This window comes from Spirillospora sp. NPDC048911 (assembly GCF_043198015.1).
Classification (GTDB): Bacteria; Actinomycetota; Actinomycetes; order Streptosporangiales; family Streptosporangiaceae; genus Spirillospora.
In genome coordinates, this window is record NZ_JBICUD010000004.1 from 542,649 (window position 1) to 558,048 (window position 15,400).

Below are 15,400 nucleotides of genomic sequence, written 5' to 3' on the forward strand. Positions count from 1 at the left end.
TTGCGTTCTTAGAACGCCAGTTCTATCGTTCAAGTGTTCGAAGGGAGCGGTGTGCGCTGGGACAACCTGCGGCTGGTCGAGGGCGAGGACCGCGCCGCCGTGCCGCTGATCGAGCGGCGGGCGGTCGCGCGCACGTTCGACACCCCCGAGTTCCGGGGGATGACCTTCTATGAGATCCACGCCCGCTCGGTCATCAACCAGGTGCCGCCCGCGTCCCGCATGATGTTCCGCTGGACGATCAACCCTTACCGGGGTTGTTCCCATGCGTGCACCTACTGCTTCGCCCGCAAGACGCATGAGTATCTGGAGCTGGATTCGGGGGCGGACTTCGATTCCAAGGTCGTGGTGAAGGTCAACGCGGCCGAGGTGGTGCGGCGGGAGCTGGCGGCACCGAAGTGGCGGGGCGAGCACATCGCGATGGGCACCAATGTCGACTGCTACCAGCGGGCGGAGGGGCGTTACCGGCTGATGCCGGGGATCCTGGCGGCGCTGCGGGACGCGGCCAACCCGTTCTCGATCCTCACCAAGGGGTCGCTGATCCTGCGGGACCTGCCGCTGCTGGCCGAGGCGAACGAGCGGGCCGAGGTGAGCACGATGGTGTCGGTCGGGTCGCTCGACCGGGAGCTGTGGCGGCTGACCGAGCCGGGCACGCCCGCTCCGGGCAGGCGGCTGGAGGTGTGCGCGGCCCTGAACGAGGCCGGGATCGGGTGCGGGGTGCTGATGGGGCCCGTGCTGCCCTACCTGAGCGACTCGCCCCGGCAGCTGGAGGCGGTGGTGCGGGCGGCGGCGGAGGCGGGCGCCACCTCGATCGGGGCGATCACGCTGCATCTGCGGCCCGGGGCCAGGGAGTGGTACCTGTCGTGGCTGCGCGAGCACCGTCCCGAGCTGGTGGTGCCGTACGCGCGGCTGTACGGCGACGGCGCGTACGCCCCCAAGGACTTCCAGGAAAGGATCTCGGCGCGGGTCAAGGAGCTCGCGGCCGCTCACGGCATCGGCGGGCGGACGGCGCGCAGGTCGGCGCGCGGGCCGGAGCGGCCCGTGCGGCCGGCGGGTCCGGAGCAGCTCACGCTCCTGTGAGGGGCCGTCATGTCAGCGGCCGGAGCGGCCATATAAGGCGGCCGTCAAGATTTTTTCAAACATCTCGTGGCAGGCGTCACATCTAACAGAGTGTCGCCAACAAGGAGCCACGGAGTAAACGATGAACGCCACCGCAGACCTGAGCCGCATCGCCAGCCCCGCGCCGACGGTCACGGCCGTCATCCCGACCCTGAACGAGGCCGACAACCTCCGATGGCTCCTCCCCCGGCTGACCGGGGTCGACGAGATCGTGATCGTGGACGGTGAGTCCACCGACGGATCCGCCGAGATCGCCGCGTCGCTGCGGCCCGACGCGGTGATCATCAGCCAGCCGCCGCGCGGCAAGGGCCTGGCGCTGCAGGCGGGGTTCGCCGCCGCCACCGGCGAGGTGATCGTGATGCTGGACGCCGACGGCAGCATGGACCCGGCCGAGATCCCCGCGTTCGTCGCGCTGGTCGGCCGCGGCTTCGACTTCGTCAAGGGTTCGCGGTACGCCTGCGGCGGCGGCTCGGAGGACCTGACCTTCCTGCGCCGCACCGGCAACAAGTGGCTGACCCGGCTGGCCAACTCGCTCTACCGCACCGGCTGGACCGACCTGTGCTACGGCTACGTCGCGATGCACCGCAGCGCGGTCGAGCGGCTGCAGCTGAAGTCGACCGGGTTCGAGATCGAGACCGAGATGTGCGTCAACGCCGTCACCACCGGACTGCGCATCGCCGAGGTCGCCAGCTTCGAGAGCAACCGGCTGTTCGGCGAGTCGCACCTCAACACCTGGCGCGACGGCTACCGCGTCCTGAAGATGATGATCGGCAGCAGGATGCGCCCGGTCCGCGACACCGCCGTGCTGCCCGAGCCGGTGGCGCTGCCCGCCGCGGCCGGTGCGGCCGCCTGACCCGTCTCCCCGGCACCTCTCCGCGACCTGAGGCCCCGGTCCGCCCCTGGCGGACCGGGGCCTTCGCCGTGCCGGGGCGTCAGGCCGGCTCGTCGAGGGAACCGGCGAAGCGCCGCAGGACGCCCGCCCAGCCGTCGCCGCCGCCCATGATCTTGCGGCCCAGCCGCTGGTAGGGGTTGTCGGGGTCGAAGCCATCGTGTTCGAGGAACAGGCGGGTGCCGGTGCCCTCGGGTTCCAGCCGCCAGGTGACGGTGGAGTCCAGGCCGTTCTCCTCGCCGGGGTCGGTCCAGCTGTAGCGCAGCATCCTGCCCTCGTCGAACTCCAGGACCTCGCAGTGGCAGACGCCCTGGAACCTCACGTTCGGCCGCGGGTCGGTGGTGAAGGTGAAGCGGTGCCCGATCTCCAGCTTGAAGTCGCACGGCATGAACCAGCGCGCCAGCAGATCGGGGTCGGTCAGCGCCCGCCACACCCGTTCGGGCGGGTGGGGCATGAACTGGTCGACCCGGATGGTGCGCAGGTCGCCGTCGGTCTCGTTCACGGTGGTCGGGTCGTTCACAGGTCCTCCTCGTCGAGCACGGTGCGCAGGCCGGCCAGCTTCTGGCGCCAGAACCGCTCGTAGGGGTGCAGCCAGTCGGCCAGTTCCATGAGCGGGCCGGCCTCCAGCCGGTAGTGGCGTTCGCGGCCGTGCCTGGTCTCGGCTACCAGCCCGGCGTCGCGCAGCACCTTCAGATGCTCGGAGACGCTGGGCCGGGCCATGTCGAAACGGGCGGCCAGCGTGTTCACGGTGCTCGGGCCCGCCAGCAGCAGCCGCAGCAGCTCGCGCCGCACCGGGCTGGCCAGGGCTCCGAACAGGTCGTCCACGGTGCCGGTCATGCCCGCCATAATACGTAGGTTTTTCCCTACCTATCAAGGGTGGTCCTTGCGGGCCGGTGCCGTTCGTCGGGAGGGTGGAAGACCTGATACGGAGGAACCGTGAAGTACATGCTGCTGATCGCCGGGGACGAGACCGCCGCCGAGCACGCCGACGAGGGCTGCGGCGGATGGAGCGAGGAGATGACGGCGCGCGGCGTGATCCGCGGCGGCGGCGGGCTACGGCCGCCGGCCGAGGCGACGACCGTGCGGGTCCGCGACGACCAGGTGCTGCTGACCGACGGGCCGTTCGCCGAGAGCAAGGAGCAGATCGGCGGATTCTGCCTGATCGAGTGCGCCGATCTCGACGAGGCCATCGCGATCGCCGCCGCGCATCCGGCGGCGGGCTACGGCACGATCGAGATCCGGCCGCTCTGGCCGCAGTGAACGGCCCGCACGAGGGGCCCGAGACCGCGGCCGGCGTGACCGGCGCGGTCGACCGGGCGTTCCGCGACGAGTGGGGCCAGGTCGTGGCGACGCTCATCGGCCTCACCGGCGACTGGGATCTGGCCGAGGAGTGCGCGCAGGACGCCTTCGCGCAGGCCCTGCGGACCTGGCCGCGCGACGGGGTGCCCGCCCGGCCCGGCGCGTGGCTGACCACGGCGGCGCGCAACCGCGCGGCCGACCGGCTGCGCCGCGCCGCGGTCGGCGCCGCCAAGCTGCGGGAGGTGGCCGCGATGGAAGCGATCTCGGGTGGCGTGCCGGGACCGGACGGCGAGGCGGCGCTCGACGAGACGGTGCCCGATGACCGGCTGCGGCTGATGTTCACCTGCTGCCATCCGGCGCTGGCGATCGAGGCGCAGGTGGCGCTGACACTGCGGACCTTGGCGGGACTGACCACCGCCGAGATCGCGCGGGCGTTCCTGGTGGGCGAGCCGACGATGTCCAAGCGGCTGACCCGCGCCAAGCAGAAGATCCGCCACGCCGCCATCCCGTACCGGGTGCCGCCCGCCCATCTGCTGCCCGAACGGACGCCCGCCGTGCTCGCGGTGCTGTACCTGCTGTTCAACGAGGGGTACTCGGCATCGGAGGGGGCCGACCCGGTGCGGGCGGAGCTGAGCGGGGAGGCGATCCGGCTGGCGCGGGTCCTCGCGCGGCTCATGCCCGACGAGCCCGAGGCGGTGGGGCTGCTGGCGCTGATGTTGCTGCACGACGCGCGCCGCGCCGCCCGGTTCGACGCCGCCGGTGACCTGGTGCTGCTGGAAGATCAGGACCGGGCCCGCTGGGACGCCGGGGAGATCGGCGAGGGGACGGCGCTGCTGGAGGCGGCGCTGCGGCGCGCCCGTCCCGGCCCCTACCAGGTGCAGGCCGCCATCGCCGCCTGCCACGCCGGTGCCGCGCGCGCCGCCGACACCGACTGGACGCAGATCGCCGCGCTGTACGGGGAGCTGGCGCGGCTGGCGCCCTCACCCGTGGTCGAGCTGAACCGCGCCGTCGCTGTCGGCATGTCCGACGGGCCCGCCGCGGCGCTGCCGCTGGTGGAGGCCCTGGACGCGGCGGGACGGCTGGCGGGCTACCACCTGCTGCCGGCGGTCCGCGCCGATCTCCTGCGCCGCCTGGGCCGCCGCGCCGACGCCGCGGCCGCCTACCGCGACGCGCTCGAACTGGCGACGGCCGATGCCGAACGCCGGTATCTGCGGCGCCGCCTCGCCGAGGTGACCGCTGGGACCTGACCGGCGCGGGCCCCGGAAGCATCCGGCTGGTCCGGGGTGTCCGTCCGGCGGCGGTTCGTTCGTCGGTGGGGTGTCAGGCCGCGCTGATCCGTTCGCGCGGCGCACGCCCGCAGTCAGGAGACCGGCATGAACGAGACGGACCTTCGCACCGAGATCGCGGCGGAACGCGGCGAACTGGCGGCGATGCTCGGCGCCCTCGCGCCCGGGGACTGGGACGCGCCGTCGCTGTGCGAGGGGTGGCGGATCCGGGAGGTCGTCGCCCACATCACGATGGCCTACCGCTATTCGGCGCCGCGTGTGATCTTCGAGCTGGCCCGTTCCGGTGGCCGCTTCGACCGGATGCTGGACCGGTGCGCACGCCGCGACGCCGCGTCGGTCCCGGCGGCCGATCTGCACGCCTCGCTGCGCGACAACACCACCCATCCGTGGAAGCCGCCGGGCGGCGGCTACGAGGGCGCCCTCACCCACGACGTCGTGCACGGCCTGGACATGACGGTCGCGCTCGGGCTGGACCGGCGGGTGCCCGAGGCGCGGCTGCGCGTGGTCCTGGAGGGCCTCGGCTCGCCCAGGGGCTTGAAGTACTTCGGCGTCGATCTGGACGGGATCGAGCTGCGCGCCGACGACATGGACTGGTCGTTCGGCTCGGGCACGCCGGTCACGGGTGCGGCGCAGGACCTGGCGCTGGTGCTGTGCGGCCGCCGCCTGCCCGCCGGGCGGCTGCGCGGCGAGCGGAGCGCGCGTTTCGCCGCCGCCCGGACGTGACCGCCGCCCGGTGGTCAGGCGTGCTCGGCGTCCAGTTCGGTGGGTTCGGCGATCACGTCGACCATCGCGCCGTTGCGCAGCACGGTGATCTGCAGCGGCCGTCCGATCGCCTCGGCGAACATCAGCCGCTGCAGGCTCTGGGCGTGGCTGACGGGCACGCCGCCGGCGGTCAGGACCAGGTCGCCGCGGCGCAGCCCGGCGCGCGCGGCGGGGCTGCCGGGCACGACGTCGGCGACCCGCAGCGCCTCGCGCTGGCCGAGGCGTTCGCGCAGCGCGGCGGGGACCGGCACGGGGTTGGCGACCAGGCCGAGGAACGCGCGCCGGACGCGCCCGTCGCGGATCAGCGCGCCGATGATGCGGCGGCTGGTGGCGTTGATCGGCACGGCCAGGCCGAGGCCGATCCCGGCGACGGCGGTGTTGATGCCGACGACGTGGCCGCGGGAGTCGGCGAGCGCGCCGCCGGAGTTGCCGGGGTTGAGGGCGGCGTCGGTCTGGATGACGTCCTCGATCACCCGCATCATGGTGCCGCTGCGGGTGGGCAGGGACCGGCCGAGCGCGCTGACCACCCCGGCGGTGACCGATCCGGCCAGGCCGAGCGGGTTGCCGACGGCGACGACCAGCTGGCCCACCACCAGCCGCTCGCTGTCGCCGAGGGTGACCGGCCCGGGGGTGTCGCCGTCGGCGCGGACCACCGCCAGGTCCGACAGCGGGTCGGTGCCGACGACGGTGAACGTGGTGGTGGTGCCGTCGGCGAACGCGGCGTGGCCGTCGCGGGCGCCGCCGACGACGTGCGCGTTGGTGAGCAGGAACCCGTCGGCGGTGAACGTCACCGCCGACCCCGATCCCTCACGGCCGTGGTGGCGCACGCGCAGGCTCGCCACGCGCGGGGTGAGCTCGCGGGCGACGGCCGACACCGCCCGGGAGTAGGCGTCGAGCGGCTCGGCGGCGGCCTCGGGATCGGTGCCGGGGTCGCGTGGTTCGGGGACGGGCTCGGAGATCGGTTCGGGGCTCATCTCACCTCCCGATGATTACACCGTTACACGGTATCCGCGGAAGATGGATCCGTAATCCCCTGCGAGGCTCAGAGTGTTCAGCGCAGCGTGGACAGGCCGCCGTCGACGCCGATGACCTGCCCGGTGACGTAGCCCGCCCGCAGCGACAGCAGGAACACCGCCACCTCGGCGACCTCCCACGCGGTGCCCTGCCGGCCCAGCGGGATCAGCTTGGCGATCCGGTCACGGTCGGCGTTGCCCGCCGACGCCGCCCGGCCCATCACGGTGTCGATGAGGCCGGGGGCGACCACATTCGCCCGGATCCCGCGCGGCGCCGCCTCGGCCGCGACGTGCCGCACCAGGCCCGCCAGCCCCGCCTTGGACGCGTCGTAGGACGGCGAACCGCTGCCCGGCTTGGTCCCGGCCAGCGACCCGACGAACACCAGCGCGCCGCCCTCCCCCAGCAGCGGCACCGCCGCCTTGGCGACCATGAACGGGCCGCGCAGGTTCACCGCCAGGACCCGGTCCCAGTCGGCGGTCCCGGTGCCGGCCAGGCCGTACCCGGCGCCGATCCCGGCGTTGAACACCACGCCGTCCAGCCCGCCGAGGGCCTCGGCGGCACCGGCGACCACGCGTTCGCACGCGTCCGGGTCGGCGGCGTCGCCGGTCAGCACGTGCGCGCGGCCGCCGGCCGCGGAGATCAGCTCGGCGGTCCCGGCCGCGGCGGCCTCGTCGAGGTCGGCGCACGCCACGGCCGCGCCCTCCCGCGCCGCGGTCACGGCGATGGCGCGGCCGTTGCCGGCCGGCGCGCCGGGCTCGTCGCTGAGGCGGGTGCCGGCGCCGACCACGAGGATCCGCCGGCCGGGCAGGAGCGTCTCGGCCATGCCGCAGACGCTAGCGGCGCCGCCGCCGTCCCGCCCAGACCCAAGATCGGCCGCCGGAGCCGGGCCATGACGCTCCGGGCACTCCGGGTGCGCCGCCCGCGGCTAGGCTGCCCGGGTGACCATCAGCGCGGAGCCGGCCACCATCGAACGCGCCTGCGGGCCGAGCGGCGAGCTCGTGCTGCGCCGCGCCGGCGCCCACTACGAGATCATCAGCAACGGGGTCTTCCTCATGGACACCCGCAACGGCGAGTCCGAGCGGCTGCTGGTCCAGGCCGCCGTCGCCGGGCTCGCGCCACCGGTGTCGCTGCTGATCGGCGGCCTGGGCGTCGGGTTCTCCCTGGCCGAGGCCGCCGCGCTGCCCGGCGCCGGCGACATCACCGTCGTGGAGATCGAACCCGCCGTGATCGGCTGGCACGCCACCCACCTGCGGGCGTTCTCGGCCGCCGCGCTCGACGACCCGCGCGTCCGCGTCGTCACCGCCGACCTGCTCGACCACCTGCGCGGCACCACCCGCCGGCACGACGCGATCTGCCTGGACATCGACAACGGCCCCGACTGGACCGTCACCCCCGCCAACGCCGGCCTCTACGGCGACGACGGCCTCGACCTGCTCGCCGCGCGGCTGACCGGACGCGGCGTCCTGGCCGTGTGGAGCGCGAACGCCGCGCCCGCCTTCCAGGAGCGGCTGCGGGCCCGGTTCGCCGAGGTGGAGGCGCGGCCCGTGCCCGTCCCGCGCGGCGAGCCCGACGTCGTCTACCTCGCGCGGACCCCGCACCGGTGATCGGGGCGCGTCCATGGCCGGGGCGCACAAGAAACGGCCCGCCGAAACTGTGACCCACCTGATCCACCTGCTCGTCCCAGTTCGCTAGGTTTCGGCCTGACACAGCATTTGTGGAGGGTTTTGTGACTATCGCATCAGCGGCCCGGCGGCATCCCGTCGTCCTGGGCGACCTGCTCCCCGGCTCCCTGGCCCGCGACGCCGCGCTCGTCGCGGGCGCCGCCGCCTTCGTCGGCCTGGCCGCCCAGATCGCCGTCCCGCTCCCCGGCACCCCCGTGCCCGTCACCGGCCAGACGTTCGCGGTGCTCCTGGCGGGCGCCGCGCTCGGCTGGGGCCGCGCCACGCTCGGCATGGCCCTCTACCTGTTCGCCGGGATCGCCGGCGTGCCCTGGTTCACCGACGGCGAATCCGGCGCCGGCCTGCACACCCTCGGCTACGTCATCGGGTTCGTGATCGCCGCCGCCGTCGTGGGACGCCTGGCCGAACTCGGCGGCGACCGCACTCCCGCCCGCACCGCCGGCACGATGCTGCTCGGCACCGCGATCATGTACGCGGCCGGCGTCCCCTATCTGATGGCCTCGCTCGGCGTCGGCCCGGGCAAGGCGGTCGACCTGGGCCTCACTCCGTTCCTGGCCGGCGACGCCCTGAAGGTCCTGCTGGCCGCCGGCCTGCTGCCCACCGCCTGGAAACTGGCCGGAACGGGCCGCGGCCGCTCCGCCTGAGCCATCACCCGGAGACGTCCACCTGGGCCTTCACCGAACCCGTGCCGCGACAGGCCGATCGGCCCCCGCGGCGCGGGTTCGGCACGCCCCGCCCGGGGAACGAGTAGAGGCGCTCGCGCCCGCGACGCCGCGCACAATGTGGCGCATACCTCACCACGACCGGTCGTCCCGGCAGTTTGAACGGGTTCAACTCTCCCGTAGAGTGGCATCCGTGAAGCTCGCCGTGACCGCACCGGACCGCCTGATCGTCCGCACCGAGCGGGTCGCCGACCCCGGCGACCTCGTCTCGCGACTTCCGCATCCGACCGCGCTGGCCTGGATCCGCCACGGCGAGGGCATCGTCGGCTGGGGCGAGGCCGCCCGCCTCACCGTCCCCGCCGGCGACGACCACTTCGCCGCCGCCGACCGCCGGCTGCGCGAGCTGTTCGCCACCGCCGACATCGACGACCCCGTCCAGGTACCCGGCTCAGGACCCGTCGCCTTCGGCAGCTTCGCCTTCGACCCCGCCTCGTCCGGCTCGGTGCTCATCGTCCCGCGCTGGATCGTCGGCCGCCGCGACGGCGTCGCCTGGCTCACCACCATAGGCGAGGACACCGACCCGCTCGCCCTCGTCCACCCGCCCCGGCCACCGGCCCGCCTCGACTGGAGCGACGGCACCCTCAGCGCCCCCGCCTGGGAACAGGCCGTCGCCGCCGCCGTCGGCCGCATCCGCGACGGCCGCCTCGGCAAGGTCGTCCTCGCCCGCGACCTGTGCGCCGAGGCCGCCGAGCCCATCGACGCCCGCACCCTGCTGCGCCGCCTCGCCGACCGCTTCCCCGCCTGCTACACCTTCTCCGTCGCGGGCCTGGTCGGCGCCACCCCCGAACTGCTCATCCGCCGCGTCGGCGAACGCGTCGACTCCCTCGTCCTGGCCGGCACCACCGCCCGCGGCAGCACCCCCGACGAGGACGCCGAACGCGCCGCCCGGCTCTGCGCCTCCCCCAAGGACCTCGAAGAACACGCCTACGCCGCCGAGATGGTCCGCGACGCCCTCGCGCCGCTGTGCGCCAAGCTCACCGTCCCCGGCGAGCCAGAGCTGCTCACCCTGCCCAACGTCATGCACCTGGCCTCGCCCGTGCACGGCCGCCTCCACAGCGAACGCTCCGTCCTGGACGTCGTCGCCGCCCTCCACCCCACCCCCGCCGTCTGCGGCACCCCCACCGATACCGCCCTCGACCTCATCCGCGAGCTCGAGGTCATGGACCGCGGCCGCTACGCCGGCCCCGTCGGCTGGGTCGACGCCCGCGGCGACGGCGAATGGGGCATCGCGCTGCGCTGCGCCGAGCTCGACGGCAACCGCGCCCGCCTGTTCGCCGGCTGCGGCATCGTCGCCGACTCCGACCCCGCCGCCGAACTCGCCGAAGCCCAGACCAAGTTCCGCGCCATGCAGTACGCCCTCGAAGGCTGACCCACCCCCGACCTGCCGAAAAGGCGAGTGTTCGCTGACCAGAGCGGGTCAGGCGGTTGTTGAGCTCCCCCGCGCCTTGTGAGGCTGGCACCGACACCGTCTGCACCATCCTCGGGGGATCACCAGATGCACCGCCGCCGTACCACCGCCGCCGCCCTGCTCGCCTGGCTCCTCGCCATCGGCACGCTCGCGGCGGCACCCGCGCAGGCCGCCACCGGCCACCACCCGCCCCAGGCCGAGATCTTCGCCACGAACAACACCGCCATCATCACCGACCCCGGCGATCCCCGGCTGAGGACCCACCTCACCCGCTTCGACCGGCAGGTCCGCCGCATCATCGCCGGCAACGGCGCCCGCACCCGCCGCTCCACCCTGCTCGACGGCGTCTTCTGGTCCGGCGACCTCCAGCAGACCACCTACGAACGGTCACGCCGCTTCGACATCGACCGCACCGACGCCCTGGAGCTCCACCACATCGCCGACCTCGTCCGCAAGGAATTCCACCAGGAGTCGGTCCTCACCTTCGAGTACCTGCCCAAGGCCTCCGCGCGCACCGACGCCGTCCGCATCGAGGTCCCCGGCCTGGACGCCCGCCGCCTCCACGACGGCCTCGTCGCCGACCCCGCCGCCCGCGACGAGCTCTACGGCGGCTCGGTCACCCTCGACGGCCACCTCATCCTCGTCGCCGAACTCGCCGACCTCGGCATCGCCCGCCGGTTCGTCACCGCCATCGGCGGCGACTGGGCGCGGGCCACCGTCCGCTACGGCGACAGCGAATTCGTCGGCTGACCCGAGTTCGTCGGCTGACCCGAGTTCGCCGGCTGACACGCAGGGCACCAGAACAGATTGCGACCCACCAGCCGCTCGGTGCGCACCTCGGTCCCGCACAGCAGGCACGGCAACCCCGCACGCCGGTACACGTACACCTCACCGCCATGGTCGTCCACCCGCGGCGGACGACCCATCGCCTCCGGCGTGTGCTCCGGCCGCACCGTGTCGATCCGGCCCGTCGCCACACCCGCCCGCATCAGCGACACCAGATCCGCCCAGATCGCCGACCACTGCTCACGCGTCAGCGCCCGGCCCGGCAACCCCGGATCGATCCCCTGCCGGAACAGAACCTCCGCCCGGTACACGTTGCCCGGGCCCGCCACCACCGCCTGATCCAGCAGCAACGCCGCGATGCTCGTCCGGCTCCGCGAGATCCGCCGCCACGCCCGGTCCGGATCGGCGTCGGCACGCAACGGATCGGCGCCCAGCCGATCAAGCAGCACCTTCACCTCACCCGGCTCCAGCAGCTCGCACGCCGCCGGGCCGCGCAGATCGGCGAACTCCGCCTCCCCCGTCAGCCGCAGCCGCACCAGCCCCTTGGGCTCTGGAGCCGGCACCGGCCCGAACGTGTACGTCCCGTACAGACCCAGATGGACGTGCAGCGGCCGCTCGTCCTCGAACCACAGCAGCAGATGCTTCCCGTAGGCGTCGGTATCGCTGAGCACCCGCCCGTCCAGCAGCCGCGCCCCCTCGGCGAACCGGCCCTGCGGGCTCTCGGCGCGCAAACGACGACCGCCGAACATCCGCAGATGCTCGGCGGCCAGACGATGGATCGTGTGTCCCTCAGGCATGGTGGAACAAGGATAGAGCCAACCGGGACAGGGCTCAGGAACGCAGCGGCTCGCCCACCTCGTGCATGTGCCCCAGCGCCTCCCGGTACGACTCGATCAGCCCCGTCTCCACGTACGGCAGCCCCACCCGCGCGCAGTGCTCGCGTACCAGCGGCTGCACCTTGCGCAGATTCGGCCGCGGAATGCTCGGGAACAGATGGTGCTCGATCTGGTAGTTCAACCCGCCCAGCATGTAGTCGGTCACCAGCCCGCCGCGTACGTTCCGCGACGTCAGCACCTGCCGCCGCAGGTGATCCCACCGCGTGCCCTCCGCTGGCATCTCCATCCCCTTGTGGTTGGGCGCGAACGACGCGCCCAGATGCACGCCGAACAGCGCCTGGTGCAGCAGGATGAACGCCACCGCCTGCAGCGGCGACAGGAACGCGAACGCCAGCCCCACATAGCCGATCAGGTGCGCCGCCAGCAGCGTCCCCTCGATCAGCCTCTCCCGCCGCGGCGCGTTCTTCAGGTGCAGGACGCTGTTGACCTGGAGGTTGAACCCCTCCAGTGTCAGCAGCGGGAAGAACAGCTTCGCCTGGTGGCGGGCCAGGAACCCCAGCACGCCCCGCCGCCCGTGCGCCTGCTCCCGCGTCCACGCCAGCGGCCCCTCGCCCACGTCCGGGTCCTTGCCGACATGGTTGGGGTTGGCGTGGTGCCGGTTGTGCTTGTCGTTCCACCACCCGTAGCCCATGCCGAGCATCAGATCGCCCAGGATCAGGCCCAGCACACGGTTCACGCGATGCGAACCCGCGATCTGGCGATGCCCCGCGTCATGGCCCAGGAACCCCGTCCGCGCCGACACCAGCGCCAGCGGGACCGCCAGCAGCACCGCCCACCAGGTGGCGCCCGCCCATGCCACCGCCGCCCAGATCGCCGCCGTGGCCACCACATTCAGGCCGATCGCCCACGCGTAGTAGCCGAGGCGCCGTTCCAGCAGTCCGCTGTCACGGACCTGCCGTGACAGCGGCGCGAAATCGCTGCCAGCGCTCCGGCGGGGGGCCGGGGCCTCGAGGGTGGCGGTCATGGACTCTCCATTCGTGCGGCGTTCACGGGGTGGGGCGGGATCGTTCGACTCGAAAGCTACGGAACCGGCGATCAAGCGGTCACCACGCTGGGGAGCCATCTGCGGCCTGGCTCGCAGGTCTCGGTACCGGCCAGAAAAACCCCACGTGACGGGCTTGATCACGCATTCAGTCTGGTCACCTGACCTCGCGATCACATGGGCTCCAGCACCCCACGCGAGGGGGACCTGCCACCCGGCCGCGGGGTGGGGCCAGCTCCCCCACCCAGAGCGACAGACCGGTCATATAGGGTCATATGCCATGAATGCGCGCTCTCGCTGGATCGATCTGGACGGTGCCGTCAATGTCAGGGACCTCGGCGGGCTCCCCACCACCGACGGCGGCACGACCCGCCTGGGACGGGTGCTGCGGTCGGACAACCTGCAGGACCTGACGACCGCCGACATCCGGATCCTCGTCGACGACTACGAGCTCAGGGACGTCATCGACCTGCGCAGCGACGCCGAAGTACGCCTCGAGGGGCCCGGGCCGCTGACCCGCACCCCCTCGGTCACCGTCCACAACCTGTCGCTGTTCGCCGAGGGCGGCCGCCACACCGACGTCGCCGCCGACACCGAGGCACAGTCCGACGAGGTGGACATCGACAAGGTGCTCCCGTGGCAGACCCGCCCGGACACCGCGCCCGCGCACGACCGCTCGATCAGCCATTACCTGGGCTACCTGGACGACCGGCCCGACTCGATCGTGGCGGCGCTGCGCGTGATGACCAGGCCGGCCGGCTCCGCGCTCGTGCACTGCGCCGCCGGCAAGGACCGCACCGGCGTCGTCTGCGCGTTCGCGCTGGAGGTGGCGGGGGTGACCCGCGAGGCCATCGTGGCCGACTACGCCCAGACCGGTGAACGCATCGACGCGATCCTGGCCCGGCTGCGCGCCAGCACCACCTACGCCGAGGACCTGGACTCACGGCCGGCCGACAGCCACGTGCCGCACGCGTACATCATGGAGAAGTTCCTGGCCCGCGTGGACGAGAAGTTCGGCGGCTCCCAGGAGTGGCTCTCCGCACACGGATGGGCGGACGAAGACACCAACGCCTTGCGGGCTCGTTTGCTGGATTAACTCTTTGTTCAGGCTGGTGAGTTTCCAAGCTCACGACCTTTACATAGTAAGTTTCTAGATGCAGGTGCAGCTCCTCCGCCGCCCGTGCCGGCGACCCCTGGTGGTCGAGCTCCCTGGAGAAGATCCCCGCCGGGACCGAGGAGGTCACCGCCCTTCGCGCCCTGGAGAGGGTCCTCGGCCGCCGGGCCATCCACCTCGTCCCCATCGAGGTCGGCGGCCTCAACTCCATGACCCCGTTCATCGCCGCCGCGCGGACCCGGCTGCCGGTGGTGGACGGCGACGCCATGGGCCGCGCTTTTCCCGAGGCCAAGATGGTGCTCCCCGGCCTCATCGGCGTCACCGTCGCCCCGATGGCCGTCGCGGACGACAAGGGCAACACCCTGGTCCTGGAGACGGTCTCCAACCTGTGATCCGAACGGCTCGCGCGCACGGCCTGCGTCGAGATGGGCTGCTCGGTCTCGTGCGCCGACACCGTCATGCGCGGCGACCAGCCGGCCGCCGGCCTGCTCGGCGGGATCCGGCTCCTCACCGGCAAGGTCGTCGACGTCCGGCGGCTTCGCCCGCGGACAGGCCCGCCTGACGGCGAGATCGTGGCGACCACACCCGACCTCATCTGCGTGCTCGGCACCGACAGCGGCGAACCGGTCACCACCGAGGGCCTGCGCTACGGCCTCCGGGTCACCGTCCTCGGGGTGCCCTGCGATCCCCGCTGGCTCACGCCCGGCGGCCTGGAATTGGCCGGTCCCCGCTACTTCGGCTACGACACCGGCCACGTCCCCCTCAGTCGCTGAGCAGGTCGGAGATCGCCTTTTCCAGGCGGGCGGCGCGGCCCGCGGGGGTCCTGGCCTTCAGCAGCGGCAGGATGATCTGGTAGCGGTCGGTCTTGCCGAGCGCCTCGAAGCGGGCGGCGGCCTTGGGGCTGGCCTCCAGGGCCGCGGCCAGGTCGGGCGGCACGGTGGCGTCGCGCTGGCCGATGTAGGCCGCCTCCCAGCGGCCGTCGGCCTGGGCGGCGGCGACCTCCGCCTCCCCCGCCGGCCGCATGCGTCCCGCGTCCGTCAGCGCCGCCACCTTCTCGACGTTCACGCGCGACCAGGGGCTGCCCTTGCGGCGGGGCGAGTAGCGCTGCAGGTAGAACTGCTCGTCAAGGGCCTTGCGGTGGCTGTCGATCCAGCCGTAGCACAGCGCGACGTCGAGCGCCTCCTTGATCGTGAGGGACACGGCTCCCCCGTTCTTCTTGGCGATCTTCAGCCAGGCCTCGCCCCCCTCCGCGTGGTGCTCGGCCAGCCACGCCTCCCACTGCGCCGCGTCCTCGAAGTGCATCATCCGCCGTTCTCCCTTCCTCCGTGCCGAGGCTAGAGGTTGTTGAGGAACGTGCGGTTCCTCAATCGATAAGAGGCACTAATGGGCCGCCGGCTTTACGTAGTAAATTGAGAGTTGAACTATCGATGGCGGGGGCGGAAGCCGG

Annotated in this window: 19 protein-coding genes; 12 read left to right on the plus strand and 7 right to left on the minus strand. The window is 72.9% G+C overall.

The features are described 5' to 3' along the window. The first annotated feature begins 33 nt into the window (after window positions 1-33). Together ACGFNU_RS20785 and ACGFNU_RS20790 are read left to right on the plus strand one after the other, a co-directional pair. Complete coding sequence (locus tag ACGFNU_RS20785; protein ID WP_392595816.1) at window positions 34-1,077, plus strand: Rv2578c family radical SAM protein; 1,044 nt, start codon at window positions 34-36, stop codon at window positions 1,075-1,077. 121 nt (window positions 1,078-1,198) lie between these two features. After that, window positions 1,199-1,969 (plus strand): glycosyltransferase family 2 protein, encoded by a 771-nt coding sequence (locus tag ACGFNU_RS20790; protein ID WP_392595817.1) that lies wholly within the window; start codon window positions 1,199-1,201, stop codon window positions 1,967-1,969. A gap of 79 nt (window positions 1,970-2,048) precedes the next feature. Here ACGFNU_RS20790 and ACGFNU_RS20795 read toward each other — a convergent pair whose 3' ends face one another. Further along, on the minus strand, window positions 2,049-2,525 hold the full coding sequence (locus tag ACGFNU_RS20795) for an SRPBCC domain-containing protein (RefSeq protein WP_392595819.1): 477 nt from the start codon (window positions 2,523-2,525) through the stop codon (window positions 2,049-2,051). Then, a complete protein-coding gene (locus ACGFNU_RS20800; protein ID WP_392595821.1) occupies window positions 2,522-2,842 on the minus strand; it encodes an ArsR/SmtB family transcription factor in 321 nt (106 codons plus the stop codon). The genes ACGFNU_RS20795 and ACGFNU_RS20800 overlap by 4 nt, the downstream gene beginning before the upstream one ends. Window positions 2,843-2,950: 108 nt before the next feature. On the opposite strand from ACGFNU_RS20800, the gene ACGFNU_RS20805 reads away from it, so the two are divergent. The 3 genes from ACGFNU_RS20805 (at window position 2,951) to ACGFNU_RS20815 (ending at window position 5,313) form a co-directional block, all read left to right on the plus strand. Further along, window positions 2,951-3,265 carry a YciI family protein gene (locus ACGFNU_RS20805; RefSeq protein ID WP_392596498.1) on the plus strand — a complete coding sequence of 105 codons (315 nt, stop codon included), beginning with the start codon at window positions 2,951-2,953 and terminating at the stop codon, window positions 3,263-3,265. Next, window positions 3,262-4,551 (plus strand): RNA polymerase sigma factor, encoded by a 1,290-nt coding sequence (locus ACGFNU_RS20810; protein ID WP_392595823.1) that lies wholly within the window; start codon window positions 3,262-3,264, stop codon window positions 4,549-4,551. Before ACGFNU_RS20805 ends, ACGFNU_RS20810 begins: the two co-directional genes overlap by 4 nt. Before the next feature lie 126 nt (window positions 4,552-4,677). Then, window positions 4,678-5,313, plus strand: a complete 636-nt coding sequence (locus ACGFNU_RS20815; RefSeq protein WP_392595824.1) for a maleylpyruvate isomerase family mycothiol-dependent enzyme — start codon at window positions 4,678-4,680, stop codon at window positions 5,311-5,313. A gap of 14 nt (window positions 5,314-5,327) precedes the next feature. Here ACGFNU_RS20815 and ACGFNU_RS20820 read toward each other — a convergent pair whose 3' ends face one another. Both ACGFNU_RS20820 and ACGFNU_RS20825 read right to left on the minus strand, forming a co-directional pair. Then, window positions 5,328-6,326, minus strand: a complete 999-nt coding sequence (locus tag ACGFNU_RS20820) for a S1C family serine protease (protein ID WP_392595826.1) — start codon at window positions 6,324-6,326, stop codon at window positions 5,328-5,330. A 77-nt stretch (window positions 6,327-6,403) separates the two neighbouring features. Further along, the gene (locus ACGFNU_RS20825; RefSeq protein ID WP_392595828.1) at window positions 6,404-7,189 is read right to left on the minus strand and encodes an SDR family NAD(P)-dependent oxidoreductase; all 786 of its coding nucleotides are present in this window, start codon (window positions 7,187-7,189) and stop codon (window positions 6,404-6,406) included. A 115-nt stretch (window positions 7,190-7,304) separates the two neighbouring features. Here ACGFNU_RS20825 and ACGFNU_RS20830 point away from each other — a divergent pair, with 115 nt between their 5' ends. The 4 genes from ACGFNU_RS20830 (at window position 7,305) to ACGFNU_RS20845 (ending at window position 10,925) form a co-directional block, all read left to right on the plus strand. Further along, complete coding sequence (locus ACGFNU_RS20830) at window positions 7,305-7,970, plus strand: spermidine synthase (RefSeq protein ID WP_392595829.1); 666 nt, start codon at window positions 7,305-7,307, stop codon at window positions 7,968-7,970. Window positions 7,971-8,092: 122 nt separating this feature from the next. Next, window positions 8,093-8,689, plus strand: a complete 597-nt coding sequence (locus tag ACGFNU_RS20835; protein WP_392595831.1) for a biotin transporter BioY — start codon at window positions 8,093-8,095, stop codon at window positions 8,687-8,689. A gap of 211 nt (window positions 8,690-8,900) precedes the next feature. Next, on the plus strand, window positions 8,901-10,136 hold the full coding sequence (locus ACGFNU_RS20840; protein WP_392595833.1) for an isochorismate synthase MenF: 1,236 nt from the start codon (window positions 8,901-8,903) through the stop codon (window positions 10,134-10,136). Window positions 10,137-10,262: 126 nt separating this feature from the next. Further along, the gene (locus ACGFNU_RS20845) at window positions 10,263-10,925 is read left to right on the plus strand and encodes a hypothetical protein (RefSeq protein ID WP_392595834.1); all 663 of its coding nucleotides are present in this window, start codon (window positions 10,263-10,265) and stop codon (window positions 10,923-10,925) included. Here ACGFNU_RS20845 and ACGFNU_RS20850 read toward each other — a convergent pair. Together ACGFNU_RS20850 and ACGFNU_RS20855 are read right to left on the minus strand one after the other, a co-directional pair. Next, window positions 10,898-11,758: an Fpg/Nei family DNA glycosylase gene (locus tag ACGFNU_RS20850; protein ID WP_392595835.1), complete on the minus strand. Its 861-nt coding sequence runs from the start codon at window positions 11,756-11,758 to the stop codon at window positions 10,898-10,900. The genes ACGFNU_RS20845 and ACGFNU_RS20850 overlap by 28 nt on opposite strands. Before the next feature lie 34 nt (window positions 11,759-11,792). Beyond that, window positions 11,793-12,821: a fatty acid desaturase family protein gene (locus ACGFNU_RS20855; RefSeq protein ID WP_392595837.1), complete on the minus strand. Its 1,029-nt coding sequence runs from the start codon at window positions 12,819-12,821 to the stop codon at window positions 11,793-11,795. 298 nt (window positions 12,822-13,119) lie between these two features. On the opposite strand from ACGFNU_RS20855, the gene ACGFNU_RS20860 reads away from it, so the two are divergent. The 3 genes from ACGFNU_RS20860 to ACGFNU_RS20870 all read left to right on the plus strand — a co-directional run bounded on the left by ACGFNU_RS20860 (window position 13,120) and on the right by ACGFNU_RS20870 (window position 14,726). Further along, entirely contained in the window at window positions 13,120-13,935 is an 816-nt protein-coding gene (locus tag ACGFNU_RS20860) for a tyrosine-protein phosphatase (protein ID WP_392595839.1), read from the plus strand. 122 nt (window positions 13,936-14,057) lie between these two features. Beyond that, a complete protein-coding gene (locus ACGFNU_RS20865; protein ID WP_392596500.1) occupies window positions 14,058-14,345 on the plus strand; it encodes a DUF917 family protein in 288 nt (95 codons plus the stop codon). A 33-nt stretch (window positions 14,346-14,378) separates the two neighbouring features. Continuing rightward, window positions 14,379-14,726 (plus strand): hypothetical protein, encoded by a 348-nt coding sequence (locus ACGFNU_RS20870; protein WP_392595841.1) that lies wholly within the window; start codon window positions 14,379-14,381, stop codon window positions 14,724-14,726. On the opposite strand, the gene ACGFNU_RS20875 is transcribed toward ACGFNU_RS20870, so the two are convergent. Next, window positions 14,716-15,258: a YdeI family protein gene (locus ACGFNU_RS20875; RefSeq protein WP_392595843.1), complete on the minus strand. Its 543-nt coding sequence runs from the start codon at window positions 15,256-15,258 to the stop codon at window positions 14,716-14,718. The two genes, ACGFNU_RS20870 and ACGFNU_RS20875, sit on opposite strands and share 11 nt — an antisense overlap. Window positions 15,259-15,400: the final 142 nt, after the last annotated feature.

Bases quoted from the DNA above. Each gene is read 5' to 3' on its own strand.
- ACGFNU_RS20850 (WP_392595835.1), bottom strand. From the start codon at position 11,758: ATGCCTGAGGGACACACGATCCATCGTCTGGCCGCCGAGCATCTGCGG.
- ACGFNU_RS20805 (WP_392596498.1), top strand. From the start codon at position 2,951: ATGCTGCTGATCGCCGGGGACGAGACCGCCGCCGAGCACGCCGACGAG.
- ACGFNU_RS20875 (WP_392595843.1), bottom strand. From the start codon at position 15,258: ATGATGCACTTCGAGGACGCGGCGCAGTGGGAGGCGTGGCTGGCCGAG.
- ACGFNU_RS20800 (WP_392595821.1), bottom strand. From the start codon at position 2,842: ATGACCGGCACCGTGGACGACCTGTTCGGAGCCCTGGCCAGCCCGGTG.
- ACGFNU_RS20790 (WP_392595817.1), top strand. From the start codon at position 1,199: ATGAACGCCACCGCAGACCTGAGCCGCATCGCCAGCCCCGCGCCGACG.
- ACGFNU_RS20815 (WP_392595824.1), top strand. From the start codon at position 4,678: ATGAACGAGACGGACCTTCGCACCGAGATCGCGGCGGAACGCGGCGAA.
- ACGFNU_RS20855 (WP_392595837.1), bottom strand. From the start codon at position 12,821: ATGACCGCCACCCTCGAGGCCCCGGCCCCCCGCCGGAGCGCTGGCAGC.
- ACGFNU_RS20820 (WP_392595826.1), bottom strand. From the start codon at position 6,326: ATGAGCCCCGAACCGATCTCCGAGCCCGTCCCCGAACCACGCGACCCC.
- ACGFNU_RS20860 (WP_392595839.1), top strand. From the start codon at position 13,120: ATGAATGCGCGCTCTCGCTGGATCGATCTGGACGGTGCCGTCAATGTC.
- ACGFNU_RS20825 (WP_392595828.1), bottom strand. From the start codon at position 7,189: ATGGCCGAGACGCTCCTGCCCGGCCGGCGGATCCTCGTGGTCGGCGCC.
- ACGFNU_RS20845 (WP_392595834.1), top strand. From the start codon at position 10,263: ATGCACCGCCGCCGTACCACCGCCGCCGCCCTGCTCGCCTGGCTCCTC.
- ACGFNU_RS20870 (WP_392595841.1), top strand. From the start codon at position 14,379: ATGGGCTGCTCGGTCTCGTGCGCCGACACCGTCATGCGCGGCGACCAG.